Below are 25,777 nucleotides of genomic sequence, written 5' to 3' on the forward strand. Positions count from 1 at the left end.
GCAACCGATCAGTGTCGCTGCCCCGGTCCGGCTCGCCGGGCCGGGGCAGCGTCGCTTCGAAGGGACATTCATGGCGAAGATCCTGAGCTTCTCGGACGACGCCCGGCACCTGCTGGAGCATGGTGTCAACGCCCTCGCAGACGCGGTCAAGGTCACCCTCGGCCCGCGCGGGCGCAACGTCGTCCTGGACAAGAAATTCGGTGCGCCGACGATCACCAACGATGGTGTGACCATCGCCAAGGAGATCGAGCTCACCAACCCCTACGAGAACCTCGGCGCGCAGCTGGTCAAGGAGGTGGCGACCAAGACCAACGACGTCGCCGGCGACGGGACCACCACCGCGACCGTGCTGGCGCAGGCGATGGTCCGTGAGGGCCTGCGCAACGTGACCGCCGGCACCAACCCGGCAGGCATCAAGCGGGGCATCGACGCGGCGGCCGCCAAGGTCTCCGAGGCACTGCTCGGCCGGGCCGTCGAGGTCGCCGACAAGAAGTCGATCGCGAACGTGGCGACGATCTCCGCGCAGGACGCCACCATCGGCGAGTTGATCGCCGAGGCGATGGAGCGGGTCGGCCGCGACGGTGTCATCACCGTCGAGGAGGGCTCGATGCTCACCACCGAGCTGGACGTGACCGAGGGTCTCCAGTTCGACAAGGGCTTCATCTCGCCGAACTTCGTCACCGACCTGGAGGGTCAGGAGTCCGTCCTGGAGGACGCGTACATCCTGGTCACCACCCAGAAGATCTCGGCGATCGAGGAGCTGCTGCCGCTGCTGGAGAAGGTCCTGCAGAACAGCAAGCCCCTGCTGATCATCGCCGAGGACGTGGACGGTCAGGCGCTCTCCACCCTGGTGGTCAACTCGCTGCGCAAGACCCTCAAGGTCTGCGCGGTCAAGGCCCCGGGCTTCGGCGACCGGCGCAAGGCCATGCTCCAGGACATCGCGATCTCCACCGGCGCCGAGCTGGTCGCCCCGGAGCTGGGCTACAAGCTCGACCAGGTCGGCCTGGAGGTGCTCGGCAGCGCCCGGCGCGTCGTGGTCGACAAGGAGAACACCACGATCGTCGACGGTGGCGGCCAGAAGGCCGATGTCGACGACCGGGTCTCGCAGATCCGCAAGGAGATCGAGGCCTCCGACTCCGACTGGGACCGGGAGAAGCTGGCCGAGCGGCTGGCGAAGCTCTCCGGCGGCATCGCCGTGATCAAGGTGGGTGCGGCGACCGAGGTCGAGATGAAGGAGCGCAAGCACCGCATCGAGGACGCCATCGCGGCGACCAAGGCCGCGGTCGAGGAGGGCACCGTGCCCGGCGGCGGCGCCGCCCTGGTGCAGATCCTTCCGGTGCTCGACGACGACCTGGGCTTCACCGGTGACGAGAAGGTCGGCGTCTCGATCGTGCGCAAGTCGCTGGTCGAGCCGCTGCGCTGGATCGCGCAGAACGCCGGTCACGACGGCTACGTCGTGACGCAGAAGGTCGCCGGCATGCAGTGGGGCAACGGCCTCGACGCCGCCAAGGGCGAGTACGTCGACCTGGCTAAGGCCGGCATCATCGACCCGGTGAAGGTGACCCGCAACGCGGTCACCAACGCCGCCTCGATCGCCGGTCTGCTGCTCACCACCGAGAGCCTCGTGGTGGAGAAGCCGGAGCAGGCCGAGCCGGCCGCCGCCGGTGGGCACGGCCACGGTCACGGCCACCAGCACGGCCCGGGCTTCTGATCCGGTAGCGACACCCGTTGCGGGGCACACCGTCGTACGGCGGTGTGCCCCGGTTCGTCTCCGCGATCATTACCAAGCGCTGACATGGTTGGCGACCCGGCGAGACGGACGCGCACACTGGGCCGATGAGCACCACGTCGCGGCGGTACGCCGCGCTGGCCGGAGTGACCGCCGCCGCCGTCGCGATCGGGATCGCGGAGCCGGTGGCGGTGCTGACCGGCCCCCGGTCGGCGCCACTGGTCGCGGTGGGCGGGGTGGTCGTCGACGCCGTCCCCGAGCCCCTCAAGCAGTTCGCCATCGACGTCTTCGGCACTGCCGACAAGATCGCCCTGCTGACCGGAACGGCCCTGCTGCTGGGCGGGTTCGCCGCGCTGTTTGGGGTGCTGGCGGTCCGCCGGCTGGGCCTGGGCCTGGCTGGCATCGCGGCGTTCGGCGCCGTCGGTGTGGCCGCCGCGCTGACCCGCCCCGGCGCGGACGTCTTCGACGCGCTGCCGTCACTGGTCGGCGGCGGGCTCGGCGCCCTGGTGCTCTGGCTGTTCATCGCCGGCCCGTTCGAGCTGGACCCCTGGCCCTGGACCCCACCCACCGCCCCGCGTTCGGCAACCCCGCCGCCGGTGTCGCCCGCCGGGCCGACGGAGGGCCTGCCGATCCCGGTGACCCCCGCCGCGCCGACCGCGACTGTCGATCCGGAGTCGCGGCGGCGGTTCCTGACCGGCACCGGGGTGCTGCTCGGCACGGCCGCCGTGGCCGGTCTCGGCGGGCGCTGGCTGGCCGGGCGGCGCGGCGTGTCCGCCGCCCGGGACGCGATCCGACTGCCCGCGCCGGTCGTCCCCGCACCGGCCGTGCCGGCGGGCGCGGACCTGTCGCTGGCCCAGCTCGCGCCGTACGTCACCCCGAATCTCGGGTTCTACCGGATCGACACCGCCCTGGTGGTGCCGCAGGTGGACCCGGAGACCTGGCGGCTGCGCATCCATGGCCGGGTGGGCACCGAGCGCACCTACAGCTACGCCGATCTGCTGGCCCGGCCGTTGGTCGAGCGGTACGTCACGCTGGCCTGCGTCTCGAACGAGGTCGGTGGGGACCTGATCGGCAACGCCCGCTGGCTGGGCGTACCCCTGCGGGAACTGCTGGACGAGGTGCAGCCGGAAGAGGACGCCGACCAGGTCGTCGGCCGCTCGGTCGACGGTTGGACCTGTGGCACCCCCACCGCCGCGCTCCGCGACGGACGGGACGCGCTGCTGGCGATCGGCATGAACGGCGAGCCGTTGCCGGTTGAGCACGGGTTCCCGGTCCGGATGGTGGTGCCCGGCCTCTACGGCTACGTGTCGGCCTGCAAGTGGGTGACCGAGCTGGAGCTGACCCGGTTCGCCGACTTCGACGCGTACTGGGTGCCGCGCGGTTGGTCCGCCCAGGGCCCGATCAAGACCCAGTCGCGCATCGACGCGCCGCGACGGCGGAACCGGTTGACCGCCGGTCCGGTGACGGTGGCCGGGGTGGCCTGGGCGCAGCACCGGGGCATCAGCCGGGTCGAGGTACGCGTCGACGACGGCCCCTGGCAGGAGGCGGAGCTGGCGCCGACGGTGTCGGTGGACACCTGGGTGCAGTGGTCCTGGCGCTGGGACGCCACGCCGGGCGAGCACCGGCTCCAGGTCCGGGCAACGGACGCGACCGGCGAAACCCAGACCGAGCGCACCCAGAGCGTCGCCCCCGACGGCGCCACCGGCTGGCACACGGTCCCAGTAAACGTCCGCTAACCCCCCGCCCCCTCTGGTGATCATGAAGTTATTGCCCCGATGGACGGCGCGTCGGGGCAATAACTTCATGATCGACGGGGCTTCTCGGGGTGGGGTGGGGGGACGTGGCGAACCGCGCTCCCGCTGGGCGGGGGCGCGGTTCGCGGTGTTCGGGGTGGGTGCCGGGTCAGGCGACGTTGCGCTGCGCCGGGACCGTCGACTTGTGCGGGCGGCCCAGTCGCGCCTCCAGGCGGGCGACGTCGACCCGGATCTGTCGGCGGTCGGCCAGGTCCTCCCAGCCGACGGCGAGCAGGCGCAGCCGCTCCGACTCGCTGAAGCCGCCCCACACGCCGTACGGCTCGCGGACCGACAGGGCGTGGGCGGCGCACTCGGCCCGGACCGGGCAGGCGCGGCAGACCGACTTGGCGGTGGACTCCCTGCGCAGTCGGGAGGAGCCTCGCTCCCCGTCCGGGTGGAAGAACTGGGCGCTGTCCCGGCCCCGGCAGGCACCGAGCCGCTGCCAGTCCCAGAGATCGACGATGGGTCCGGGCAGTCTACGTACGTTCGACATCAGCACCCCTCCTCCCGCGCGGCACCGCGAGAATTCTTGTGGCCGGCTTCCGGGCGGCGGGCCGCGCAGGCGCACCGTTCCCGGCCTGGCCCTCCCGGTACCCGGGCTGTCGTCGGCTCACACGTGTGTGATCCAAAACGTCTGGCAACTTGCGGCTTTTGCCCCATCTGTCGGAAAAGTTCAGATGATTGCCGGGAACCCCCTCCCCAGCCGACGCCGTCATGGTCTGCTCGTGTGCGGAGAGGAGACCACCACAGTGCGTACCGTTCTTGTGTGCGTTCGGACACCGCTCGCGGCTCAGCACCTCACTTCTGCTGCCGCCCGGCTGGGGTTGTCCGCGATCGTCCGTACCGCCGTCTCCGATCCCGAGGTGATGCTGCGACTCGCCGAGCGGCCGGCGGACGTGGTCCTGGCTGACACGGCTCTCACCCGGCCGGACAGCGCGGGGTTCGTCCGCCGGGTGCTGGCCCGCGCGCCGCAGGCCGCGGTCCTGCTGCTCGGCGCCGAGGAGTCCGAGGCCGCCGCCGCCACCATCAGCGCCGGCGCCCGGGGTCTCATCCAGAACGCCGACCACGACCTGACCAGCGCGGTCGCCAAGGCCCTGCTGCTGCTCACCGCGCCCGGCCGAGCCTCCCGGCAGCGGGTCACCGACCCGGCCCGGGACACCGCCGCGGTCGGTGGGTCGGGCCGCTCCGCGCCATCGGTGCGCGGCTCCGCCGAACCCGGCTGGACGGCCGCGCCCGGCGACGGGTCGCCGGGCATGCCGTCGGTGCCGGTGCAGCGAGGTGACGACGAGGTCGAATCGGCGACCGACGGGTCGGCCGCCGGCCAGACCGACCCGAACCGGCCCGCCCCGAGCGCCCGCCCCAACCGGGCGTCGATCGGGCTCACCGAACGGGAACTCCAGGTGCTGCTCGGCATGGCCGAGGGCAAGAGCAACGCGGAGATCGGCCGGGAGCTGTTCGTGTCCGAGGACACCGTCAAGACACACGCGCGACGGCTGTTCCGCAAGCTCGGCGCCCGGGACCGCGCCCACGCGGTCGCCGCCGGATTCCGCGCCGGCCTGGTCTCCTGACACCGGCGGCGGGGTCAGCCAGCGGTCACTCGGCGGTGGTAGCGGTGCCCGGTTCGTCCTCGGTGCCCTCGGTCAGGGTGTCGTGCACCCCGTCGGCGTATCCACGGGCGTAGTCCCAGGTGACGTAGTGGTCCGGATCCGGGTCGTACGCCGGCTCGTGCACCCGGGGCCGCCCCGAGTTGAGCAGGTGCCGCAGGTTGCCCCGCAGCAGGTCCCAGTCGAAGTAGTGCGGTTCCCGGCAGTCCTCGCATTCGATGACCAGCCCGCGCACCCCGATGGGCGCCAGCAGGGCCTGGTAGATCTCCAGGTCGGCGAGGTCCTCCAGCACATCCTGCCGCTCGACGTCGGTCAGCGGATCCGGCGTCGCGTCGTCGCCCGGGTCGTCCAGGCCCGCGGTCGGGTCGGCCGGGTCGCCGTTGAACGGGTCGATGGGCTCGTCGTGCACCCCCTCACCGTAGACCCAACCCCCGCGCCCCGCGTCCCCGCGCCGCTCCTGGTGGCCTCGCGGACCCGCGCCGGCACCGACCGGGGCGGCGCAGCTCAGTGGGTACGATGAACGCACATGCCGTCAGCCCGGCGTGCGCCGGTGCCCGCGCGCCACCTCGCTGAAGCCCGTCCGAGCAGCTCATGGGAGCAATCGTGGAGAATTCGCCCAGCGCCGACCAGCTGACCGGGGCCGACCCCGGCGAGATCGGCGGCCACCTGCCGGAGCTGCCGGCCGGCTCGGCGCGGGTCATCCCGCTCGGGCTCACCTTCGACGACGTGTTGCTCCAGCCCGCCGAGTCGGACATCGCGCCGCACGACATCGACACCGGCACCCGACTGACGCGCGAGATCGACATCGCACTCCCGCTCGTCTCCAGCGCGATGGACACCGTGACCGAGGCCCGGATGGCGATCGCCATGGCCCGGCAGGGTGGCATCGGCGTGCTGCACCGCAACCTCTCGATCGAGGACCAGGCCCAGCAGGTCGACCTGGTCAAGCGCTCCGAGTCCGGCATGATCACCAACCCGGTGACGTGCTCACCGGAGGACACCGTGCGGGACGTGGACGTGATCTGCGGCCGGTTCCGCATCTCCGGGCTGCCCGTGACCGACGCCGCCGGCAAGCTGGTCGGCATCATCACCAACCGCGACATGCGCTTCGTCACCGACCTGAACACCCCGGTCCACGAGGTCATGACCCGGACTCCGCTGATCACCGCGCCAGTCGGGGTGAGCAAGCCCGACGCGCTGGAGCTGCTGCGCCGGCACAAGGTCGAGAAGCTCCCGCTCGTGGACGCCGACGGTCGGCTCCGGGGCCTGATCACCGTCAAGGACTTCACCAAGAGCGAGCAGTTCCCGCTCGCCAGCAAGGACGACTCGGGTCGGCTGCGGGTCGCCGCCGCGATCGGCTTCGGCGACGAGGCGTACAAGCGGGGCCGGACCCTGATCGACGCCGGCGTCGACGTGATCGTCTGCGACGTCGCCCATGGCCACAGCCGGGCCATCATGGAGATGATCTCCCGACTCAAGCGGGAGACCCAGGTCCAGGTCATCGGCGGCAACTCGGCCACGTACGCCGGCGCGAGGGCGCTCGCCGAGGCCGGCGCGGACGCGGTCAAGGTGGGGGTCGGCCCCGGGTCGATCTGCACCACCCGGGTCGTGGCCGGGGTCGGTGTACCGCAGATCACCGCGATCATGGAGGCGGCCCGGGCCTGCCGGCCGCTCGGCGTGCCGGTGATCGGCGACGGCGGCATGCAGTACTCCGGGGACATCGCCAAGGCCATGGTGGCCGGCGCCGACTCGGTGATGCTCGGCAGCCTGCTGGCCGGTTGCGAGGAGAGCCCCGGGGATCTGATCTTCATCAACGGCAAGCAGTACAAGTCGTACCGGGGCATGGGCTCGCTCGGCGCGATGCAGACCCGCGGCGCGCAGAAGTCGTACTCCAAGGACCGCTACTTCCAGGGCGACGTCAGCTCGGATGACAAGCTGATCCCGGAGGGCATCGAAGGTCAGGTTCCCTACCGCGGCTCGCTCGCGCAGGTGGTCCACCAGCTCGCCGGCGGTCTCCGTCAGGGCATGTTCTACAGCGGCGCGGCGACCATCGCCCAGCTGCACGAGCGCGGTCAGCTCATCCGGATCACCGCGGCCGGGCTCAAGGAGAGCCACCCGCACGACGTGCAGATGACTGTCGAGGCGCCCAACTACCACTCCCGCTGACCATCCCCCAACAACCTGGAGTCCCCCATGCGTGACGTGGTCGAGATCGGGCTGGGCAAGACCGCGCAGCGCGGTTACCACCTGGACGACATCGCCATCGTGCCGAGCCGCCGGACCCGGGACGTCGACGACGTCTCGACCGCGTGGCAGCTCGACGCGTACCCGTTCGGCATCCCCTGTGTCGGGCACCCCTCGGACGCCACGATGAGCCCGTCCTCGGCGGTCCGGCTCGGTCAGCTCGGCGGTCTCGGCGTGCTCAACGTCGAGGGGCTGTGGACCCGCTACGAGAACCCGACGAAGGTGCTGGAGGAGTTGGCCGGCCTCGACGAGGAGGCCCGCGCCACCAAGCGGCTCCAGGAGGTGTACGCCGAGCCGATCCGCCCGGATCTGATCGCCGAGCGGGTCCGCGAGCTGCGCGCCGGCGGCGGCACGGTGGCGGTGCGGGTGTCCCCGCAGCACACCCTGGCGCTGGCCCCGGTCATCCTGGACGCCGGCGTGGACATCCTGGTCATCCAGGGCACCATCGTGTCGGCCGAGCACGTGTCGACGACCGACGAGCCGCTGAACCTCAAGGAGTTCATCGCCGACCTCGACCTGCCGGTGATCGTCGGCGGCTGCACCGACTACAAGACGGCGCTGCACCTGATGCGTACCGGCGCGGCCGGCGTGATCGTCGGGATCGGCGGCGACGAGTGGTCGACGACCGAGTCGGTGCTGGGCATCCGGGTGCCGATGGCCACCGCGATCGCCGACGCCGCGGCGGCCCGTCGGGACTACCTCGACGAGACCGGCGGCCGGTACGTGCACCTGATCGCCGACGGTGACATCCAGACCTCCGGTGACATCGCCAAGGCGCTCGGCTGCGGCGCGGACGCGGTGATGCTCGGCGAGCCGCTGTCACTCTGCGAGGAGGCGCCGGCCGGTGGCGCCTGGTGGCACTCGGCGGCGAGTCACCCGTCGCTGCCCCGTGGCGCGTTCGAGGTCTCCGGCGAGCCGATCGGGTCGATGGAGCAGTTGCTCTTCGGCCCGGCGGACGAGGCCGACGGCCAGCTCAACCTGTTCGGTGGGCTGCGCCGGGCGATGGCCAAGTGCGGCTACCGCGACCTCAAGGAGTTCCAGAAGGTCGGCCTGGTCCTCGACCGCTGACCTGTCGTTCAGACGCCGGAAGGCCGGCCCCGCATGGTGCGGGGCCGGCCTTCGTCGTACCGGGAGTGTCAGCCCTCGGTGAACTCCACCCAGTTCAGGTTGCTCAAACCGCTGGTCGGGCCGCCGGGTACGGCGCGGTAGACCAGGTAGAGCCGGTGCGCTCCGGCCGGCTGGTTCACCGGCACCGCGGTGCTGGACCGGCCGGCGGGGTGGGGCGCGGCCGACGTCGGACGGACGCTGGCCGCGCCGGAGGTCACTTCTTGAGGTAGATGGTCAGGTCCGACATGTTGCGGTAGCTGGTCGCCGCGAAGTCCAGCGACTGGGCCCGGTTGGCGGTGCCGCCGGGGGCGGTGTCCATCTCCCAGTTGGCGTGGTGGAAGTCCGGCTCGCCGATGGTCTGGAAGAACTGCTGAAAGTTGATGTCGCCCTCGCCGAGTGGGGTCATCTGGTGGCCGTTGGGCACGCTGGTGTCCCGGTCGCCGTCCTTGGCATGGAAGAGCGGGAACCGGGTGGTCCGGTCGGCCACGTTGAGGATCGGATCGAACAGGTCGGTCTGCTCGCGTCCGGCCGGGTCGACGTACTTCTGGTGCTTGTAGCGGGCCACGTAGCCCCAGTAGATGTCGAACTCGAAGAAGACGTACCGGGGGTCGGTCTTGCCGAAGAAGTACTCCAGCCGCCGGATGCCCGACGAGCGGGTGGGGCGGCCCTGCGCGTCGAGGGGCCCGGAGTCGAGCAGGAAGCTGTACGCGACGTCGTGGTTGTGCGTGTAGAGCCGCAGGCCCCGGGCGCGGGCCTGCCGGCCCAACTCGTTCCAGGTGTCGGCGGCGGCGTCCCAGTCGGCCTTGTACGCGCTGTTGGTCGGGTCGCTTCCGGTGCCGATGTTCTTCATGCCGAGTTCCTCGGCGATGTCCAGTTGCTGTTGGAACGTGGCCGCCTGGATCGAGGCGTGCGTGCCGTTGGCGACCAGGCCGTTGTCGTCGAGGATCTTGCGGATCTCGCGGGGGGTGATCTGCCGGCCCAGGATCTCGGTGCTCTGGGTGTAGCCGGCGAACTCGATCTCCTTGTACCCGATCTCGGCGAGCCGGGCGAGGACGCGCTCGAAGCCGTACGGCACGCCGCTGTCGTCGGGGGCGGCGGTGATCCGGTCCCGGACGCTGTAGAGGATGATGCCGCGGTTCTTCGACGGGATCAGCGGTTCGACCCGCAGCTTGCTCTTGCCCTTGTCCTTGGGGTCAGCGAGCGCGGGGGTGCCGGTGGCGAGGACCGGCAGGCCGGCGGCGCCGAGCGCGGCGGCGGCTCCGGCCGACGCGGCGAGCAGGGAGCGGCGGCTGAGCCGGCCGGCAGAGGGGACGTTGGGTGCGGTGTGATCTGGCATTGTTCCACCTTTCGCGACGGTGGTGGCCGTCGACGACGATCAGCAGAGGTGCGACGAGGGTCAGGTCGCGGGCGCCGCCGAGCGCCCGATCCGCGTCCCCGGTGAGGCCAAGGGCGTGCCCGGGTACCGCGAGTCGAAGGGGCAGTTCCACGCCGTCGCCGCGGCGTGGTGGTGTGGGACGCCGGTCCCGTCCATGGACACGATTAGCTTGAACGTTCCAAGCGCGTTACATCTTGGAGGGAGACACTAACCTCGGCCAAAGCCAAAAGAAAGCGTCGATCAGCACGAACTTTTGTTTGTTTCAGCGAAAGTAACCGATGATCGTCAATATGGGCGTCGGGTCCGGTGACGCTGGCTACGCTCGTCGTGACCGAGGGACGAAGGAGTCGTGCATGGTCCGGACCGGACGGACACCGTTCCGCCGTCGGCTGGCCGCCTGCACCGCGCTGGCCTGCGCCGTCACGCTGACCGCCGCCGGCTGCACGGGCGACGACAACGACGGGTTCCGACCCGGCGCCGCGGACGTCGGCGACCCGTACGTGCCGGGCCATGGCAACGGCGGCTACGACGTCACGCACTACGGGCTGGACGTCCGCTACGACCCGAAGACCGACCGGCTCACCGGTCGGGCGACCATCACGGCGACGGCCACCCAGGATCTGTCCCGCTTCAACCTGGACCTGGTCGGCCTGAACGTCGGCGCGGTCACCGTCGCCGACGAGCGCGCCGAGCACCGCCGCGACGACGGCGAGCTGGTGGTGACCCCGCGCGACCGGCTTCCGCGCGGCCGGACCTTCACCGTGGCGGTCGACTACGCGGGGGTGCCCACCGCCGTGACCGACGGTGAGCTGGGCAGCGGCGGCTTCCTGCACACCGACGACGGGGCGATCGCTCTCGGGCAGCCCGACTCCGCGGCCACCTGGTTCCCGGTCAACGACCACCCGTCGGACAAGGCCAGCTACGACATCGCGGTGACCGTCCCGGACGGACTGTCCGCGCTCAGCAACGGGGTGCCCGGGCCGAAGAGCAGCGCCGACGGGTGGACCACCTGGCGCTGGTCGGAGCGCACCCCGATGGCGAGCTACCTGAGCACCCTCGTGATCGGAAACTATCGGGTGGTCACTGGCGAGCACGCCGGACGACCGCTGGTCACCGCGGTAGCGGCGAGCCTGCCGGCGAACGGTGGGGCTGCCGGCTCACTGGCCCGCACCGGCGAGATCGTGGACTTCCTGGCCAGCCGCTTCGGCCCGTACCCGTTCGACTCGTACGGCGGGATCGTGGTCGCCGACGACCGGGTCGGGTACGCGTTGGAGACCCAGTCCCGGCCGGTCTACGGGCCCGCCTTCTTCACCGACGACCATCCCAATCCCGACGTGGTGGCACACGAGCTGGCCCACCAGTGGTTCGGTGACAGCGTGTCCCTGCGCCGGTGGAGTGACATCTGGCTCAACGAGGGCTTCGCCAGCTATGCCGAGTGGCTGTGGGAGGAGCACGACGGCGGCCGGACCGCGCAGCGCAACTTCGAGTTGCAGTACGCGTCGACCGACTGGTCCCAGCCGTCGGTCGAGCCGGGACGGGAGCGGATGTTCGGCACCGCCGTCTACAAGCGCGGCGCGCTCGCCGTGCACGCGCTGCGCCGGACGGTCGGTGACGACACCTTCTTCCGCATCCTGCGCACCTGGACCACCGAGCGGGCGTCCGGCACCGCCACCACCTCGGACTTCGTGGCGCTGGCCGAGCGGGTGGCCGACCGGCAGCTACGGCCGCTCTTCGACGCGTGGCTGGTGGGCGGAGCGGCACCGACCCTGCCGTGACGGCCCCGTGATCATCTGTCGATAGGCTGCCGCCTGCGATTGGGCAGGAGCGCCGGTCGCGCGGGGTGGCGAGGCCCCCCGCACCGGGCGTACGGGGAGGGTTCGTGATGCGGGGAACGCGGCGCAGGCTGCGGGTGGGTGCCGGTCTGCTGGTGACCGGGGCGCTCGTGCTGTCCGGATGCGACTCGTCCACGAAGGAGGCCGCGGCCCCGACGCCGAGCGCGTCCCCGACGCCGTCGCGGGCCTTCACCGCCGGGGCGGCCGGCGTCGGCGACGCGTACTTCCCGACCTACGGCAACGGCGGGTACGACGTCGGCAAGTACACCGTGAAGGTGCGCTACGACCCGGCGAAGGACCAGTTGAGCGGTACGGCGACCGTGCAGGCCACGGCGACGGCGGACCTGTCGACGTTCAACCTCGACCTGGCCGGTCTGACCGTCAAGACGGTCACCGTGGACGGCGCACCGGCCACCCACAGCCGGGACAAGAACGAGCTGGTCATCAAGCCGGCGGCCGGCCTGATCACGGGCAACGGGTTCGTCGCGGAGATCGTGTACGAGGGCGTGCCGAAGCCGCTGAAGAACGAGGTGCTCGGCGAGGGTGGGTTCCTGCACACCGCCGACGGCGCGATCGCGCTGGGCCAGCCGGAGTCGGCGAGCACCTGGTTCCCGGTCAACGACCACCCGTCCGACAAGGCCGCGTACGACTTCGAGATCACCGTCCCGCAGGGCGTGACCGCCGTCAGCAACGGCGTGCCGGGCGGCAACACCACCAAGGACGGCTGGACCACCTGGAAGTGGTCGGAGAAGTCGCCGATGGCCAGCTACCTGAGCACCGTGGTGATCGGCAAGTTCCGGATCACCACCGGCCAGCACAAGGGAAAGCCGGTCTACAGCGCCGTCACCACGAAGGTGGCCAAGGGCGCGTCGGACGCGTCGATCGCGCAGACCGTCAAGGTGGCCGACTACCTGGAGACCGTCTTCGGGCCGTATCCGTTCGACGCGTACGGCGGCGTGGTCGTCTCGGACAGCCGCATCGGGTACGCGCTGGAGACGCAGAGCCGCCCGGTCTACTCCGCCGGCTTCTTCCGGCGTGGCGAGAACACCGAGGTGGTCGCCCACGAGCTGGCCCACCAGTGGTTCGGCGACAGCGTGGCGCTGGCCAAGTGGGAGGACATCTGGCTCAACGAGGGCTTCGCGACGTACGCGGAGTGGCTGTGGGCCGAGCACACCAAGCAGTACACCGCGAAGCAGGCGTTCGACATCCGCTACGCGCGGGTGCCGGCCGCGGTGTGGAAGACCCCGCCGGGCAAGCCGGGGATGAAGGACCTGTTCAGCGAGTCGGTCTACCAGCGTGGCGGGATGACCCTGCACGCGCTGCGGGTGGCCGTCGGCGACAAGGCGTTCTTCCAGATCGTCAAGACCTGGGCGGCGGAGAAGCGCAACGGGACCGCCACCACCGCCGAGTTCGTGGCCCTCGCCGAGCGGGTCTCCGGCAAGCAGCTCGACGCGCTCTTCGAGGCGTGGCTCAACGGCACCAAAAAGCCCGCCCCACCCAAGAAGCTCTGACCCCCCACTCCCCGCGATCTTGCACTTTCTGCCCCGGCAAAAGGGGTGAGTGCGGCGCAATCGTCGACCGAAAGTGCAAGATCGGGGGGCTGGGGCGGGCGGGGTCAGGTCTTGACGACCAGCTTGGGGTGGGCCGCGAGGTACGCGTCCGCGCGGCCGGCCCGGAGTTCGGTGATGAACGTCCGGCCCGCACTGGTGAGTTGTTCGCCCCGGTAGGCGCTGCCCTTGCCGACACCCGAACCGGGCAGGCCGACCAGCACGAACTTGTTCTCCGGCACCCCGCTGAGCGCGTACGCCAGGTCGACGATCCGATTGCCGCCCACGTAGATCAGGGTGTCGCCCAGCGCGGCGACCACCTGGTCGACGCGCTCCGGCTGCCGGGCCAGGCCCTCATCGAGGATCTTGCGGGTCAGCGCTCGGACGAGCTGCTGCTGGTGGCGCTGGCGGGCGTAGTCGCCGCCGGTGATGTAGCGCTGCCGGGCGTAGTCCAGCGCCTGCCACCCGTTGAGGTGCCGCTCGCCCTTCTCGTAGACCTGCTGCGGCCCGGTGTACCCGCCGGGGGCGCTGTCCCGGTACTTGCCGTCCGGCTTGCGGTGCAGCGAGGCGACCCGCTGGTCGACGTAGATGTCCACCCCGCCGAGGGCGTTCACCAGCCGGTCGAACCCGGAGAAGGTGAGCACCGCCCCGGCGTCGATCCGCAGGCCGGTGTATCCGCTCACCGTGCTGCGCAGCAGCTCGTACCCCTGGGCGGTGCTCGGCTGTTTGGGCTTGCCCGGCACCCGGCTGCCGAAGCTCATCGAGTGGGTGAGCTTGGTCCTGCCACCCTTGTAACCGGCCTTCGGAAACGCCGGAATGTCCACCAGCAGGTCGCGGGGGAGCGAGAAGAGGTACGCCCGGCCCAGCCCCTTCGGCACGTGCAGCACCAGCACGGCGTCGGAGTGCGGCTCCCAGCCGGGCACGCTGACCCGGGTGTCCACCCCGACGAGCAGCAGCGTCAGCGGGCCGGTGATGTTCGCGCCCGGAGGCGGGCCACTCGGGCTGGGCGTGGACGGGGGCGTGCCGACCGGCGACGGGCTCGGCGAGCCGGCCACCGGGGTGCCGGCGGGCGAGTCGCCGCCGGTCAGCCGGGTGATCACCACGGCGCTGCCGGCGATCAGCGCGACGACGGCAAGGGCGGCCAGCCCGAGCACCAGCCACCGCCGGCGCGGCTCCATCGACCCCAGGTTCATCTTGTTTCCTTCCACCCGTATCCGGCACAACGCTCCGACGGGTGCTCCGGGTTGCGGCCGGGAGACGCCGGGTCGGTCGGCCGGTGCATGATCGCGCGAAAACTGCCGCTGGCGCGAGCGCTACTGACGGGTAATGATGCGTCCATGCGGTACGACGTGGTCGTCATCGGGTCCGGCTTCGGCGGCAGCGTCACGGCGCTCCGCCTGGCCGAGAAGGGTTACTCGGTAGGCGTCCTGGAGGCCGGCCGCCGCTTCGCCGACGACGAGTTCCCGCAGACGTCCTGGCGGGCCCGCCGGTTTCTGTGGGCGCCGAAGCTGGGCTGCTACGGCATCCAGCGGCTCACCCTGCTCCGCCCCGCCGAGCGGCGGTCCGGCGGCGGCGTGCTCGTGCTCTCCGGCGCGGGAGTGGGCGGCGGTTCGCTGGTCTACGCGAACACCCTCTACGAGCCGCTGCCGGCGTTCTACACCGATCCGCAGTGGCGCGACATCACCGACTGGCGCGACGAGCTGGCCCGCCACTTCGACCAGGCGAAGCGGATGCTCGGCGTCACGACGTACCCGATGGACACCGGCGCGGACCGCGCCATGCGGGCGGTGGCCGACCGGATGGGGGTGGGCCACACCTTCCACGCCACCCCCGTCGGCGTGCACATCGGCCGCCCCGGCCAGCGCGTCGCCGACCCGTACTTCGGTGGCGTCGGCCCGGAGCGCACCGGCTGCCTGCACTGCGGCTCGTGCATGACCGGCTGCCGGCACGGGGCCAAGAACACGTTGGTCAAGAACTACCTGTGGCTCGCCGAGCGGCTGGGCGCCACCGTGCACCCGCTGACCACGGTGACGGCCGTCCGACCGGCCGCCGACGGCGGGCACGAGGTGCACACCGAGCGCACCGGCGCCTGGCTGCGCCGACGGCGGCAGGTGATCCACGCCGACCAGGTGGTGTTCGCCGCCGGGGCGCTCGGCACCCAACGGCTGCTGCACGGCATGAAGACCGACGGCGCCCTGCCGCTGCTCTCACCCCGCCTCGGCGAGCTGACCCGGACCAACTCGGAGGCGATCCTGGGCGCCTCGGTGGACCGCCGGCGGGCTCGGTCCGAGCGGCTGGACTTCACCGAGGGGGTGGCGATCACCAGCTCGTTCCACCCCGATCCGCAGACCCACATCGAACCGGTCCGCTATGGGCGGGGCTCCAACGCCATGGGGCTGCTCCAGTCGCTGCTGGTCGACGGCGGCCCGCACCGCGTTCGGCGCTGGCTGGGCAGCATCGTCCGGCAGCCGGGGCTGGCAGCCCGGATGCTGTCCGTGCGCGGCTGGTCGGAGCGGACGGTGATCGCCCTGGTGATGCAGTCGGTGGACAACTCGCTGACCACCCGCTGGCGGCGCGGCGTGTTCGGTCGTCGGCTGGTCACCGGGCCCGGCCACGGCACGCCGAGCCCGACCTGGATCCCGGCCGGCAACACCGCCACCCGGTTGCTCGCCGAGGAGATCGGCGGTACGCCCGGCGGCTCGCTCACCGAGCCGTTCGACATCCCGATCACCGCGCACATCCTGGGCGGGGCGGTGATCGGCGCCACCGAAGCCGACGGGGTGATCGACCCCTGGCACCGGGTGTACGGCCATCCGGGGCTGCACGTGGTGGACGGCGCGGCCGTGTCGGCGAACCTGGGCGTGAACCCGTCGTTGACGATCACCGCACAGGCGGAACGGGCGATGTCCTTCTGGCCGAACAGGGGCGAGGAGGACCCCCGCCCGGCGCTCGGGGATCCGTACCGGCGACTCGACGCGGTGCCGCCCCGACAGCCGGCGGTGCCGGCGGACGCCCCGGCCGCGCTACGCCCCTGACCCCGGCGGGGCGGCGGGCGAGCCGGTGCCGGGGGCGGCCGTGACTGTCGGTAGGCTTTGTGCACATGAGCCTGCCTCGCCCTGTCCTCGTGGTGGACTTCGGAGCCCAGTACGCCCAGCTCATCGCGCGCCGGGTCCGCGAGGCGAAGGTCTACTCCGAGATCGTGCCGCACTCGATGCCGGTCGCCGAGATGCTGGCGAAGAACCCGGCCGCGATCATCCTCTCTGGCGGTCCGGCCAGCGTGTACGCGCCGGACGCCCCGCAGATCGACGCCGGTGTGTTCACGGCCGACGTGCCGGTCTTCGGCATCTGCTACGGCTTCCAGGCGATGGCCCAGGCGCTCGGCGGCACCGTCGCGCGGACGGGCAACCGCGAGTACGGCGGCACGCCGCTGCGCCCCCGCCTCCTTGAGCCGGGTGTGCTGCTGCGCGACCTGCCGGCGGACCTGCCGGTCTGGATGAGCCACGGCGACTGCGTCACCGAGGCCCCCGAGGGCTTCACGGTCACCGCCGAGTCGGCGGGCGCGCCGGTGGCGGCCTTCGAGGACGTGGCCGGGCGTCGGGCCGGCGTGCAGTTCCACCCGGAGGTCGGGCACACGGCGCACGGCCAGGAGATGCTCCAGCGCTTCCTGTACGACATCGCCGGCATCGAGCCGACCTGGACGCCCGAGAACATCATCGACGAGCAGGTCGCCCGGATCCGCGCCCAGGTCGGTGACAAGGAGGTCATCTGCGGCCTCTCCGGCGGGGTGGACTCGGCGGTCGCCGCCGCGCTGGTGCACCGGGCGGTCGGTGACCAGCTCACCTGCGTGTTCGTCGACCACGGGCTGCTGCGCGCGGGTGAGGCCGAGCAGGTCGAGAAGGACTACGTGGCGGCCACCGGCATCAAGCTGAAGGTCGTCGACGCCGCCGACCGGTTCCTCGGCGCGCTGGCCGGAGTGACCGATCCGGAGCAGAAGCGCAAAATCATTGGTCGGGAGTTCATCCGGGTCTTCGAAGCCGCCGCCCGCGAGATCGCCTCGCACGGCGACGTGGAGTTCCTGGTCCAGGGCACCCTCTACCCGGACGTGGTGGAGTCCGGTGGCGGCACCGGCACCGCCAACATCAAGAGTCACCACAACGTCGGCGGCCTGCCGGAGGATCTGAAGTTCGCCCTGGTCGAGCCGCTGCGCACCCTGTTCAAGGACGAGGTCCGGGCGCTCGGCCTCCAACTCGGTCTGCCCGAGGCGATGGTCTGGCGGCACCCGTTCCCCGGCCCCGGCCTGGCCATCCGGATCATCGGCGCCGTCGACCGCGAGCGCCTCGACCTGCTGCGCCGCGCCGATCTGATCGCCCGCGAGGAGCTGACCGCGGCCGGTCTGGACCGGGGCGTCTGGCAGTTCCCGGTGGTGCTGCTCGCCGAGGTGCGCAGCGTCGGCGTGCAGGGAGACGGGCGCAGCTACGGGCATCCCGTGGTGCTGCGCCCGGTCTCCAGCGAGGACGCGATGACCGCCGACTGGTCCCGGCTGCCCTACGACGTGGTGGCCCGGATCTCCACCCGGATCACCAACGAGGTCGCCGAGGTCAACCGGGTGGTCCTGGACGTCACCAGCAAGCCGCCGGGCACCATCGAGTGGGAGTGACCGGGGCTCACGCGGCGGGCGGCGTGTGGGGCGGGGTCGTCGGCGGGTAGGGCGGCGTCGGGGCGTACCCCTGCTGCGGTCCGCCGGGCGCGGGCCCGGCGGTGGGCTGCGGCGCGGCGCCCGCCGGGTGCGGCCAGGCCGGCGCGCCGGTGGGCTCCTCGGGCATCAGGAACCACATGATCGGGTACGCGAACAGTGCCAGCCCGCCGGTGAGCAGGCCGGTGACCGCGAAGATCACCCGGACCAGGGTGGGGTCGACGTCGAAGTAGCGGCCGAGGCCGCTGGCGACCCCCGCCACCATGCGGTCGGTGGTGGGTCGCCGGAGCTGCTTGTACGGGGCGTGCGGAGCGGCGGTGGGTGTCATGTCTCCACGGTCCGCGCCGGTGCCCGACCCGCCCTCGGTGACCGCCCGGATCCTTACCCTGACCGATCCCTGAGCGGGTAGCGAAGAGTCAGGAATCCGACTCTTTTCCGTCCCGGCAACCCGGCCCGGGGAGAATTTGGTCCCGTGACCACCTTGCTGGAGCCGCTTCGCAGGATCGCGGCATACGCAGTTTGTGCTGATTCAGACGGCCGAGTGTTGCTGGTCCGCGCATCGGAGCGCTCCGGCACCCCCGGCACCTGGTCGCTGCCGGGCGGGGCGGTCGACCACGGTGAAGACCCGAACCACACCGTCGTCCGCGAGACCGCCGCCGAGACGGGCCTCTCGGTCGCCGTCTCGGGCCTGGCCGACGTGCTCGCCGACATGCGGGCGCTGCCCGAGCGCGGCATCACCATCCACACCGACCGGCTGATCTACCGGGTGGCGGTGCGTGGCGGCACCCTCGCCGACCGGGTCGGCGAACGCCCCACCGACCTGGCCCGGTGGTACACGCTCGACGAGGCCCGCGAGTTGCCGCTGCGGTCGTTCACGGCTCGCGCCCTCGGCCTGCCCGCCTCCTCGGCCGACGTGGTGCCCGACGAGGTGCCCGAGTTCCCCTCCTTCTACGCGGTGCCCGGCCCGGATGGGCTGCACCGGGCGCAGCGCTTCGCCGCGTACGCCGTGTGCACCGACCCGGCCGGTCGGGTGCTGCTCACCCGGATCTCCGACGGCTACCCGGGCGCCGGCTGCTGGCACCTGCCCGGCGGCGGCACCGACTACGGCGAGCAGCCCGGCGCGGCGCTCATCCGAGAGTTGGTGGAGGAGACCGGCCAGGCCGGCCGCCTCGTCGAGCTGCTGGGTGTGGCGAGCCACCGCGACGCCGCCTCGCTCGGCCCGGAGGGCTACCCGATCGACTGGCACGGCGTACGCGCCTTCTATCGGGTCGTGGTCGACGAGCCCAACGCGCCGACGATCACCGACGTCGGTGGCTCCACCTGCGAGGCCCGTTGGTTCGCCCGCGAGGAGCTGGGTGCCCTCGGAACCGACCGCCTGACCGAGGTAACGGCAGAAGCAGTCCAAGCAGCCCAACTAACCTAACCCCCGCCCCACCCCCCAACCCCCACCCCCGGGTGCCCTCCTTGCGGCGATCATGAAGTTATTGTCGGGACACGCCGAGATGAACGGCGATAACTTCATGATCACCGGCTTGGGGGCGGGTGCGGGGGAGCAGGGGGCTGGTTGTGGAGCTGGTGCGGCGGGTTGCTGTTTACGGTCTGTTGTCGGCATCGGGGCGGATTCTGGTTGTTCGGGAGCCGGTGGGTGCCCTCTGGTCGCTGCCTGGGGGATCGGTCGCGCACGCCGAGCATCCCGAGCGTGCGGTCGTGCGCACGGTGAGCGAGCAGACCGGGCGGACCGTGTCGGTGGGCCGGTTGCGGGCCGTGGTCGCGGACGTCAGCCCCCTCGCGCAGGACGGCGTCTCGCTGCACACCGACCGGTTGCTGTTCGAGATGACCGTGAACGGCGACGCGCCGGGCGACACCGGAGACGGCACGACCGAGGCTCGCTGGGTCAGCCCCGAGGACGCGGTGGAGCTGCCGCTGACGCCGTTCAGCGCCGAACTGCTCGGACTGCCGGTCACCCCGCTCCCTGCCGACGCGCACCCGTCCGCCGAGCCGCTCCCGCCGCTGCACCCGGATCGCCGGCTGCGCTTCGGGGCGTACGGGCTGGTCACCGACCCGGCCGGGCGGATCCTGCTCACCCAGATCGCGGACGGCTATCCCGGGGCCGGCAAGTGGCACCTGCCCGGCGGTGGCACCGATCACGGCGAGCAGCCGACCATCGGGCTGCTCCGTGAGCTGGTCGAGGAGGGCGGTCAGGTGGGCCGGGTGGTCGAACTGCTCGGCGTGGACAACCTGCACAACCCGGCCGCGCTCGGCCCGGAGGGCCGTCCGCTGGACTGGCACGGCGTCCGGGTGATCTATCGGGTCCTGGTGGACGTACCCACCGACGCGATGGTGACCGAGTCGGCCGGTGGCTCGACCGCCCGGGCGGGCTGGTTCACCATCGCCGAGACCGCTGACCTGCCGCTGACCGGCATCGCTGCCTCGGCAATCGGACAGCTGGGTCGATAGCCTCCGGCTCGGCGAGCCGAGCTGGGGACCCTCCGGTACAGTCGGAGACGGGAATGGTGGAGGAAACGGGCGATCAAGCCCGGGATGGGAATAACAAGGCGGTTCGCGCGGTTTGCACTAGATATAAGTACCGCCGGCAGCTATCGCCAAGCCCCGTTCCCCTATGCGATGGTGTACTCCGCAAAGCGGCTGCCGGGCCACGCAAGGTCCGGCACGAGACAGCCGGACACCCGCCCCAAAACGGCGGCAAGCCGATCCGGTGATGGAGGAAACGTGCCGAGAGCCCCATGGCGCCGGCGTCGTACGACTGACAGTCCGCGCCCCGCAGGGCGTCGCTGGGCGGGCCCGTTGCGCCGCAGCAGCACGTTCGCCCGCCAGGTGCTGCTGGTCCGGGTGGGTCGCCGTGACGACGACCTGCGGACCACCGACGTGACACTGCCCGAGCACCGGTACGCCGACCGCCAGCGCCGCCGTTACGGCCTGGACCGGCTCAGCCGCCCGTCGCTCGGCGTCAATCGGGCCGAGATCGAGGCGGTCATGCCGGTCAGCCCGGCGCTGCCGCCGATGGCGCACGCCGACGAGGCGTCGTCCCGGTCGATCCCACTGCTGCCCGGCGAGCGCACCGTCGCCCGCCGGATGAAGTTCGGCCTGGTCAACGCCTGCACCCTGGCCAGCCTCATGCTCGGCATGCTGGCCATCTTCCTCGCCATGCAGGGCGAGGTGCGCATCGCCGCCCTCTGCCTGATCGCCTGCGTCGGCTTCGACGGCCTCGACGGCGCGTTGGCTCGCCGGCTCGGCGTGGCCAGCCCGTTCGGCGCTCAGATGGACTCGCTGGCCGACATGTGCTCGTTCGGCCTCGCCGCGCCGGTGGTGGTCTACGCCTCGCTCGCCGGCTCCGTGTCGACGGCTGCGGCCGCGGTGGCCTGCGCCCTGGTCGCGGCGTGTGCGGCGATCCGGCTGGCCCGCTTCAACGTCTCGCCGAAGGACGGCCGCTTCTTCTGCGGTGTCCCCACCACCATGGCCGCGGCCGTGCTCGCCGTGACCGTGGCGATCGGCCTGCCGGTGCCCGGCCTGGTGCTGGTCGCCGGGGTGGCACTGCTCGCCTTCGCGATGGTGTCCAGCTTCCCGTACGCCAAGCTCGCGCGCCTGGTGAAGCTGCCGCCGTGGCTCTGGCTGGCCCCGGTGGTCGGCGCGCTCGTCGACATCCGGCTCACGTTCGCCCTGATCGTGGTGGGCTACCTGGTCAGCGGGCCGGTGCTCTGGCTGCGCCAGCGTCGTACCGCCTGATCCGACACACGAAAAGGGGCGCCGCGGACAGCGGCGCCCCTTTTTCGCGTCTCGGCGTCAGCGCCAGCGGGCGATGACCGTGGAGCCGCCGACCACCTTGTCGCCCGGCCCCACCAACGGGTCCGCGGCCTCGGCCGGCAGGTAGACGTCGGTCCGCGAGCCGAACCGGATGAGCCCGAAGCGCTCCCCCTTGGCCAGCAGCGCGCCGATCGGCGCACGCTGCACGATGCGGCGGGCGATCAGGCCGGTCCGCTGCGCGACCACCACCGTGCCACGGCTGGTGTCCAGGACGGTGTACGCGGCGACGTTGTGCTCGGCGTCTGGCTTCATCGCGTTGACGAAGCCGCCGTCGGCGACGAAGTAGTCCACCACCTTGCCGGCGACCGGAGCCCGGTTGACGTGCACGTCCAGCACGGAGAGGAAGACCGCGACGCGCAGCCACTCGCCGTCGCCGAAACGCTCGTCGTGCAGGCGCTGCACCGACAGAACCTTGCCGTCCGCGCTGGCCACCACGGCGTTCGGGTCCTCCGGGACGTCCCGTTGGGGATCGCGGAAGAACGCGGCGACCGGCCCGGCGGCCAGCGCCGGCAGCAGCCACAACCTGGACGACGGACGCGCCACCCGGGCCAGCGCCGCCAGACCCAGCGTGATGCCCGCCGCGGCCACCCCGTTGGAGTCGATGTGCATTCCCCGGGTCAGCGGCACGCTCGACGGCCGGTACGCCGGGGCCAACCGGTCGGCCGCGGCCGGGCTGGCCGGGGTGAACCGGAGCCGGTAGACCCGTACCGGCGGTGTGTTCCGCAGCACCAGGTCCCCGCCGACGCCGTAGAGGGCGTCGTGGCGGGCCAGCTCGGTGGCCGCGCCGGTCGTCCGGCCCGGCGTCGCGGTCGTCGCCACGCTCAGCACGCCGCCGTCGGTCAGGTACTTGGACAACCCGTCGATGCCGCTCCGGGTCTCCTCGGCGGTGCCGATGAACGCCTCGCCGGCGATGACCACGGCGGCGGCCTCGGCGTCGGCGAGCGAGTCGACCACCCGGACGCGGTCGGCGACCCATCGGCCCTGGGCGGTGACGTGCTCGCGGAGCACGGAGGCGCCGGACGAGTCGGCGGGCACCACGGTGAGCTGGTCACCGGGGAGCAACGCCTCGATGGCCGCGGCCAGCACCGCGGACTCCGGGCTCGCGCCGACCAGCAGGGCGGCCTTCGGGTCGTTCATCCGGGCCAGCTCGGTGACGAGGGTACGGGCGGCTCGCTCGCCGATGCGGACCGGACCGGACCGGCCGGTGGTACGCACGGCGGGGGACTGCGTCATGTCGGGCGGGCTCCTGACGGGGTAGAGACGGGAATCGCGGCGGGGCCGCCATGGCGGGGACGGGCCGGCCGGCGGAGGCGAGATCTCCACGGTCAGCATATGCGCCTGTCCGCGCCGGCCGCACCGCCGTGGAGGTGGTGCGGGCCGCTGCGGGCAGGCAGCCGGATCAGGATTCCCGCCGTCGGCCCTCCCGCTCGTCCGCCGGATCGTCGCCGGTCGCCGTGCTGAGGTGGTCGGGGCGGGTCGGCTCGTCGGTCCCGTCGCCGGGCTGGCCGGAGACCGGCGCAACCTGCGGCTCCGACGCGCCGTGGGCCAGCCAGGCCGGGTGGATGGCGTCCGCCGACGCCTCCGGTGCCCGCATCTCGGCGGTCGACGCCTCCGGCACCCGCATCTCGGCGGTTGACGCCTCCGGCGCCCGCATGGCCACGGTCGGGACCTCTGACGTCGATCCCGGCAGGGAAGCATCCCAGGGGGAGTGTTCGGCGGTCCACGCCGGAACGCCCGCTCCGGAGGTCGGGGCGGGCACCCCGGAGGTCGGCACGCCGGGCTCGGCGGCGGTCGTGACCGGCGCGGACGCCGAGGTCGGCGTGCCGGGTTGCTGGGCCGCGATCGTGGCCGGTTCGGCGACGTCGTTCGGCTCCGGGCGGCCGGGTCGGCCGGAGCGCAACGCGCCGACCAGGCCGAAGATCCCGATCAGGATCAGCGCGCCGGCCAGGAACCAGCCGACCGGCGGCAGCGCGAGCCCGAGCAGTTGGGCGAGCAGCCACCAGGCCGACAACGCCAGGAACACCAGCCCGAAGGCGAACGAGAGCAGGTCCGTACGGTGAGCCTTCACCGGGTCACCTCCAGGTTGCCGGCATTGACGTGGATGTACAGGCGCAGTTTTCCGCCGCCGGGGCCGTCCGCGCCCAGGTCGGTGGACTCCCGCAGGCGACCGTCGATCCCGCCGGAACGGTTGCCGAAGATGGTGGCGTCGCCGGCGTTGACGTCGGCCACGGTGGTGACGTCCACGTTCGGCGGGACGACAACGGTCGCCTGACCGAAGTTGATCGCGACGGTCACCTGGCTGTCCTGCTTCGTGAAGTCGATGCCCCGCAGGTCGAGCACGGCGTCACCGAAGCTGTTCTCGTAGCGGTCGGCGAGGTCGCGGTAGTCGGTGGGCGCCCAGGTGACCGCGCCGTCCACGCCGCGGATGCGGTCGTAGGATTCGGCGACCGTGGCGGTTCCCAGCGCCGCGGCGGTCACCAGGCCGAGCGCGATCAGCCAGCGGGCCCGACCGAACCAGGTGCCGACCAGCAGCCCCAGCCCGATCGTCGCCAACGCGGCCGCGAAGTACGCCGAGGCGCTGACGGCGAAGACGTCCAGCAGGTCGAGCAGGGCGACGACGCCGAGGGCCAGGAAGATCAGCGAGAAGGTCACCGCGCCGAGCGGCGAACGCTCCCGGGGCCGCTTCGGCGGCTTCGGTGGCTTGGGCGGCGGGTACGCGGCCGGTGCCGGCGCGGCGTACGGACCGTGTGGCGCAAACGGTGGGCGGTACCCGCCCGGCGTCGCCGAGACCGGGTAGCCGGACGGACCGGCGGCCACGCGTGTCACCGGCGCCGACGGCCAGCCGGTGGTGGGAGTGACCTCGGTGGCCGTGCCGCTGCCCGGCCAGTTCTGCTCGGGTGCCGGCCAGGTGGCCTCCTGCGGTCCCGTCGAGGCACCGGCCGGCTGCCCGGACATTGGCCCCGCCCCGGACGACAGCGCCGCCCCGGACACCGGCTGTGCGCCGACGAACGGCTGCGGGGCGGTGGACGGTCGGGTGCCGTGGACGGGCGCGCTCGACGTCGCACCCGGCGCCGCGGCGGTGTACGCCGGAGCGTCACCCGCCAACGGCGCGGTCGCCAGCGGCCCGGTGGACGGCACCGCGCCGTGCGTCGGGGCGGGCCACGCGACCGGCGGGACCGGCCCGGGTGGCGTACCGGTCGGGGTGGGCGGCACCGGTCCACCCGGGACGCCGGGCTGTGGTCCACGGCTGTCCCGGTTGAGCAGCAACGCGCCGCCGATCAGGATGGCCGCGCCGAGCAGCACCGCCCGGAAGGCGTCGGTGACGATGTAGCCGAAGCTGGCCGCCACCAGGATGCCCAGCACGATCACGGTCACCGGGGACATGCTGGAACGGCCGCGCCCCAGCATCGACTCCACCGGGGATGCCGTGTCGCCCTCGTTCGGGATGATCAGCCAGGCGGCGACGTACACCAGGATGCCGATGCCGCCGAAGAACCCGAGCACCGCGAGCAGCACCCGCCAGAGCACCGGGTCGGTGTTGGTGGCTCGTCCGATCGCGGCGCAGACCCCGGCCAGGTAACGGCCGTCACGCGGCCGGACCAGCCCGTACCGCGAGGTGAAGCCGGTGCCGCCCAGCGGCCCCACGGACGGCCCCGGCCCACCGGGCCCCGGAGGCGTACCCGCGCCACCGCCGGGCCCGTAGCCGGCACCGGTCGTGCCGGCGCCGGGCCCGTAGCCCGTGCCGGGCCCGTAGCCCGTGCCGGGCCCGTAGCCCGTGCCGGGTGCGTAGCCGGCGCCGGGCCCCGTGCCCGGCGCGTGGCCGGCGCCGGGCGCGTAGGTCGCGCTGGGAGGCTCGTACGCGCCGGGTGTCGGTTCGGCGGCCGGGCCGGTGCCGGCGGGCGGGCCGAACGTGGTGGGCTCGGTCCAGTCGGCGGGCGTCCCGGCTGGTGCGGGCGGTGCTGAACCGCCCGGCTGTGCCGACCCGGGGCGGGGCGGCGGGGCAGCTTCCTCGGTCATGCCTCGATCCTGCT

The 25,777-nt window shown here is 72.3% G+C and carries 19 protein-coding genes and 3 pseudogenes; 13 read left to right on the forward strand and 9 right to left on the reverse strand.

What is annotated here, in order from left to right:
* The first annotated feature begins 70 nt into the window (after positions 1-70).
* Together groL and OG505_RS31200 are read left to right on the forward strand one after the other, a co-directional pair.
* Positions 71-1,711 (forward strand): chaperonin GroEL, encoded by a 1,641-nt coding sequence (gene groL, locus OG505_RS31195; protein ID WP_405429535.1) that lies wholly within the window; start codon positions 71-73, stop codon positions 1,709-1,711.
* 125 nt (positions 1,712-1,836) lie between these two features.
* Positions 1,837-3,465 (forward strand): molybdopterin-dependent oxidoreductase, encoded by a 1,629-nt coding sequence (locus tag OG505_RS31200; protein ID WP_405429536.1) that lies wholly within the window; start codon positions 1,837-1,839, stop codon positions 3,463-3,465.
* A gap of 166 nt (positions 3,466-3,631) precedes the next feature.
* Here OG505_RS31200 and OG505_RS31205 read toward each other — a convergent pair whose 3' ends face one another.
* Positions 3,632-4,015 carry a WhiB family transcriptional regulator gene (locus tag OG505_RS31205; protein ID WP_405429537.1) on the reverse strand — a complete coding sequence of 128 codons (384 nt, stop codon included), beginning with the start codon at positions 4,013-4,015 and terminating at the stop codon, positions 3,632-3,634.
* 256 nt (positions 4,016-4,271) lie between these two features.
* Between OG505_RS31205 and OG505_RS31210 the strand changes: the two are divergent.
* Together OG505_RS31210 and OG505_RS31215 are read left to right on the forward strand one after the other, a co-directional pair.
* Positions 4,272-4,815: pseudogene (locus OG505_RS31210) on the forward strand (helix-turn-helix transcriptional regulator); the annotation flags it as partial.
* Positions 4,816-4,883: 68 nt separating this feature from the next.
* Positions 4,884-5,090, forward strand: a pseudogene (locus tag OG505_RS31215) (response regulator transcription factor); the annotation flags it as partial.
* 25 nt (positions 5,091-5,115) lie between these two features.
* On the opposite strand, the gene OG505_RS31220 reads toward OG505_RS31215, so the two are convergent.
* The gene (locus tag OG505_RS31220; protein WP_357494406.1) at positions 5,116-5,535 is read right to left on the reverse strand and encodes a DUF5319 domain-containing protein; all 420 of its coding nucleotides are present in this window, start codon (positions 5,533-5,535) and stop codon (positions 5,116-5,118) included.
* 194 nt (positions 5,536-5,729) lie between these two features.
* Here OG505_RS31220 and guaB point away from each other — a divergent pair, with 194 nt between their 5' ends.
* Both guaB and OG505_RS31230 read left to right on the forward strand, forming a co-directional pair.
* A complete protein-coding gene (gene guaB, locus OG505_RS31225; protein WP_405429538.1) occupies positions 5,730-7,292 on the forward strand; it encodes an IMP dehydrogenase in 1,563 nt (520 codons plus the stop codon).
* 27 nt (positions 7,293-7,319) lie between these two features.
* Positions 7,320-8,438: a GuaB3 family IMP dehydrogenase-related protein gene (locus OG505_RS31230; RefSeq protein ID WP_405429539.1), complete on the forward strand. Its 1,119-nt coding sequence runs from the start codon at positions 7,320-7,322 to the stop codon at positions 8,436-8,438.
* 68 nt (positions 8,439-8,506) lie between these two features.
* Here OG505_RS31230 and OG505_RS31235 read toward each other — a convergent pair whose 3' ends face one another.
* Both OG505_RS31235 and OG505_RS31240 read right to left on the reverse strand, forming a co-directional pair.
* Complete coding sequence (locus tag OG505_RS31235) at positions 8,507-8,695, reverse strand: hypothetical protein (protein WP_405429540.1); 189 nt, start codon at positions 8,693-8,695, stop codon at positions 8,507-8,509.
* The gene (locus OG505_RS31240) at positions 8,692-9,813 is read right to left on the reverse strand and encodes a sugar phosphate isomerase/epimerase family protein (protein WP_405429541.1); all 1,122 of its coding nucleotides are present in this window, start codon (positions 9,811-9,813) and stop codon (positions 8,692-8,694) included. The genes OG505_RS31235 and OG505_RS31240 overlap by 4 nt, the downstream gene beginning before the upstream one ends.
* Positions 9,814-10,205: 392 nt before the next feature.
* Here OG505_RS31240 and OG505_RS31245 point away from each other — a divergent pair, with 392 nt between their 5' ends.
* Both OG505_RS31245 and OG505_RS31250 read left to right on the forward strand, forming a co-directional pair.
* Entirely contained in the window at positions 10,206-11,627 is a 1,422-nt protein-coding gene (locus OG505_RS31245; RefSeq protein ID WP_405429542.1) for a M1 family metallopeptidase, read from the forward strand.
* A gap of 107 nt (positions 11,628-11,734) precedes the next feature.
* Positions 11,735-13,195: a M1 family metallopeptidase gene (locus OG505_RS31250; RefSeq protein ID WP_405434827.1), complete on the forward strand. Its 1,461-nt coding sequence runs from the start codon at positions 11,735-11,737 to the stop codon at positions 13,193-13,195.
* Positions 13,196-13,299: 104 nt separating this feature from the next.
* On the opposite strand, the gene OG505_RS31255 is transcribed toward OG505_RS31250, so the two are convergent.
* Entirely contained in the window at positions 13,300-14,424 is a 1,125-nt protein-coding gene (locus OG505_RS31255; RefSeq protein ID WP_405429543.1) for an LCP family protein, read from the reverse strand.
* A 144-nt stretch (positions 14,425-14,568) separates the two neighbouring features.
* Here OG505_RS31255 and OG505_RS31260 point away from each other — a divergent pair, with 144 nt between their 5' ends.
* Positions 14,569-16,266, forward strand: a complete 1,698-nt coding sequence (locus OG505_RS31260; RefSeq protein WP_405429544.1) for an FAD-dependent oxidoreductase — start codon at positions 14,569-14,571, stop codon at positions 16,264-16,266.
* 65 nt (positions 16,267-16,331) lie between these two features.
* Positions 16,332-17,888 carry a glutamine-hydrolyzing GMP synthase gene (gene guaA, locus OG505_RS31265; RefSeq protein WP_405429545.1) on the forward strand — a complete coding sequence of 519 codons (1,557 nt, stop codon included), beginning with the start codon at positions 16,332-16,334 and terminating at the stop codon, positions 17,886-17,888.
* Positions 17,889-17,895: 7 nt separating this feature from the next.
* Here guaA and OG505_RS31270 read toward each other — a convergent pair whose 3' ends face one another.
* Entirely contained in the window at positions 17,896-18,252 is a 357-nt protein-coding gene (locus OG505_RS31270; RefSeq protein ID WP_405429546.1) for a PspC domain-containing protein, read from the reverse strand.
* Positions 18,253-18,396: 144 nt separating this feature from the next.
* On the opposite strand from OG505_RS31270, the gene OG505_RS31275 reads away from it, so the two are divergent.
* The 3 genes from OG505_RS31275 (at position 18,397) to OG505_RS31285 (ending at position 21,668) form a co-directional block, all read left to right on the forward strand.
* The gene (locus OG505_RS31275; RefSeq protein ID WP_357494390.1) at positions 18,397-19,347 is read left to right on the forward strand and encodes an NUDIX domain-containing protein; all 951 of its coding nucleotides are present in this window, start codon (positions 18,397-18,399) and stop codon (positions 19,345-19,347) included.
* A 143-nt stretch (positions 19,348-19,490) separates the two neighbouring features.
* Positions 19,491-20,381, forward strand: a complete 891-nt coding sequence (locus tag OG505_RS31280; RefSeq protein ID WP_405429547.1) for an NUDIX hydrolase — start codon at positions 19,491-19,493, stop codon at positions 20,379-20,381.
* Between the two features lie 348 nt (positions 20,382-20,729).
* A complete protein-coding gene (locus OG505_RS31285; RefSeq protein ID WP_405429548.1) occupies positions 20,730-21,668 on the forward strand; it encodes a CDP-alcohol phosphatidyltransferase family protein in 939 nt (312 codons plus the stop codon).
* A 57-nt stretch (positions 21,669-21,725) separates the two neighbouring features.
* On the opposite strand, the gene OG505_RS31290 is transcribed toward OG505_RS31285, so the two are convergent.
* The 3 genes and pseudogenes from OG505_RS31290 to OG505_RS31300 all read right to left on the reverse strand — a co-directional run bounded on the left by OG505_RS31290 (position 21,726) and on the right by OG505_RS31300 (position 25,763).
* Positions 21,726-22,979 (reverse strand): phosphatidylserine decarboxylase, encoded by a 1,254-nt coding sequence (locus OG505_RS31290; protein ID WP_405429549.1) that lies wholly within the window; start codon positions 22,977-22,979, stop codon positions 21,726-21,728.
* Positions 22,980-23,630: 651 nt separating this feature from the next.
* Positions 23,631-23,814 (reverse strand): annotated as a pseudogene (locus OG505_RS31295) (hypothetical protein); the annotation flags it as partial.
* A complete protein-coding gene (locus tag OG505_RS31300; RefSeq protein WP_405429550.1) occupies positions 23,811-25,763 on the reverse strand; it encodes a PspC domain-containing protein in 1,953 nt (650 codons plus the stop codon). The pseudogene OG505_RS31295 and the gene OG505_RS31300, both read right to left, overlap by 4 nt.
* Positions 25,764-25,777: the final 14 nt, after the last annotated feature.

The organism is Micromonospora sp. NBC_00617, assembly GCF_045161355.1.
Classification (GTDB): domain Bacteria; phylum Actinomycetota; class Actinomycetes; order Mycobacteriales; family Micromonosporaceae; genus Micromonospora.

What these genes read in the sequence shown, in the direction of transcription:
- OG505_RS31250 (WP_405434827.1), top strand. Translation starts at nt 11,735, where the DNA reads ATGCGGGGAACGCGGCGCAGGCTGCGGGTGGGTGCCGGTCTGCTGGTG.
- OG505_RS31205 (WP_405429537.1), bottom strand. Translation starts at nt 4,015, where the DNA reads ATGTCGAACGTACGTAGACTGCCCGGACCCATCGTCGATCTCTGGGAC.
- OG505_RS31260 (WP_405429544.1), top strand. Translation starts at nt 14,569, where the DNA reads ATGCGGTACGACGTGGTCGTCATCGGGTCCGGCTTCGGCGGCAGCGTC.
- guaA (WP_405429545.1), top strand. Translation starts at nt 16,332, where the DNA reads ATGAGCCTGCCTCGCCCTGTCCTCGTGGTGGACTTCGGAGCCCAGTAC.
- OG505_RS31240 (WP_405429541.1), bottom strand. Translation starts at nt 9,813, where the DNA reads ATGCCAGATCACACCGCACCCAACGTCCCCTCTGCCGGCCGGCTCAGC.
- OG505_RS31230 (WP_405429539.1), top strand. Translation starts at nt 7,320, where the DNA reads ATGCGTGACGTGGTCGAGATCGGGCTGGGCAAGACCGCGCAGCGCGGT.
- OG505_RS31300 (WP_405429550.1), bottom strand. Translation starts at nt 25,763, where the DNA reads ATGACCGAGGAAGCTGCCCCGCCGCCCCGCCCCGGGTCGGCACAGCCG.
- OG505_RS31245 (WP_405429542.1), top strand. Translation starts at nt 10,206, where the DNA reads ATGGTCCGGACCGGACGGACACCGTTCCGCCGTCGGCTGGCCGCCTGC.
- groL (WP_405429535.1), top strand. Translation starts at nt 71, where the DNA reads ATGGCGAAGATCCTGAGCTTCTCGGACGACGCCCGGCACCTGCTGGAG.
- OG505_RS31290 (WP_405429549.1), bottom strand. Translation starts at nt 22,979, where the DNA reads ATGACGCAGTCCCCCGCCGTGCGTACCACCGGCCGGTCCGGTCCGGTC.
- OG505_RS31255 (WP_405429543.1), bottom strand. Translation starts at nt 14,424, where the DNA reads ATGAACCTGGGGTCGATGGAGCCGCGCCGGCGGTGGCTGGTGCTCGGG.
- OG505_RS31200 (WP_405429536.1), top strand. Translation starts at nt 1,837, where the DNA reads ATGAGCACCACGTCGCGGCGGTACGCCGCGCTGGCCGGAGTGACCGCC.
- OG505_RS31270 (WP_405429546.1), bottom strand. Translation starts at nt 18,252, where the DNA reads ATGACACCCACCGCCGCTCCGCACGCCCCGTACAAGCAGCTCCGGCGA.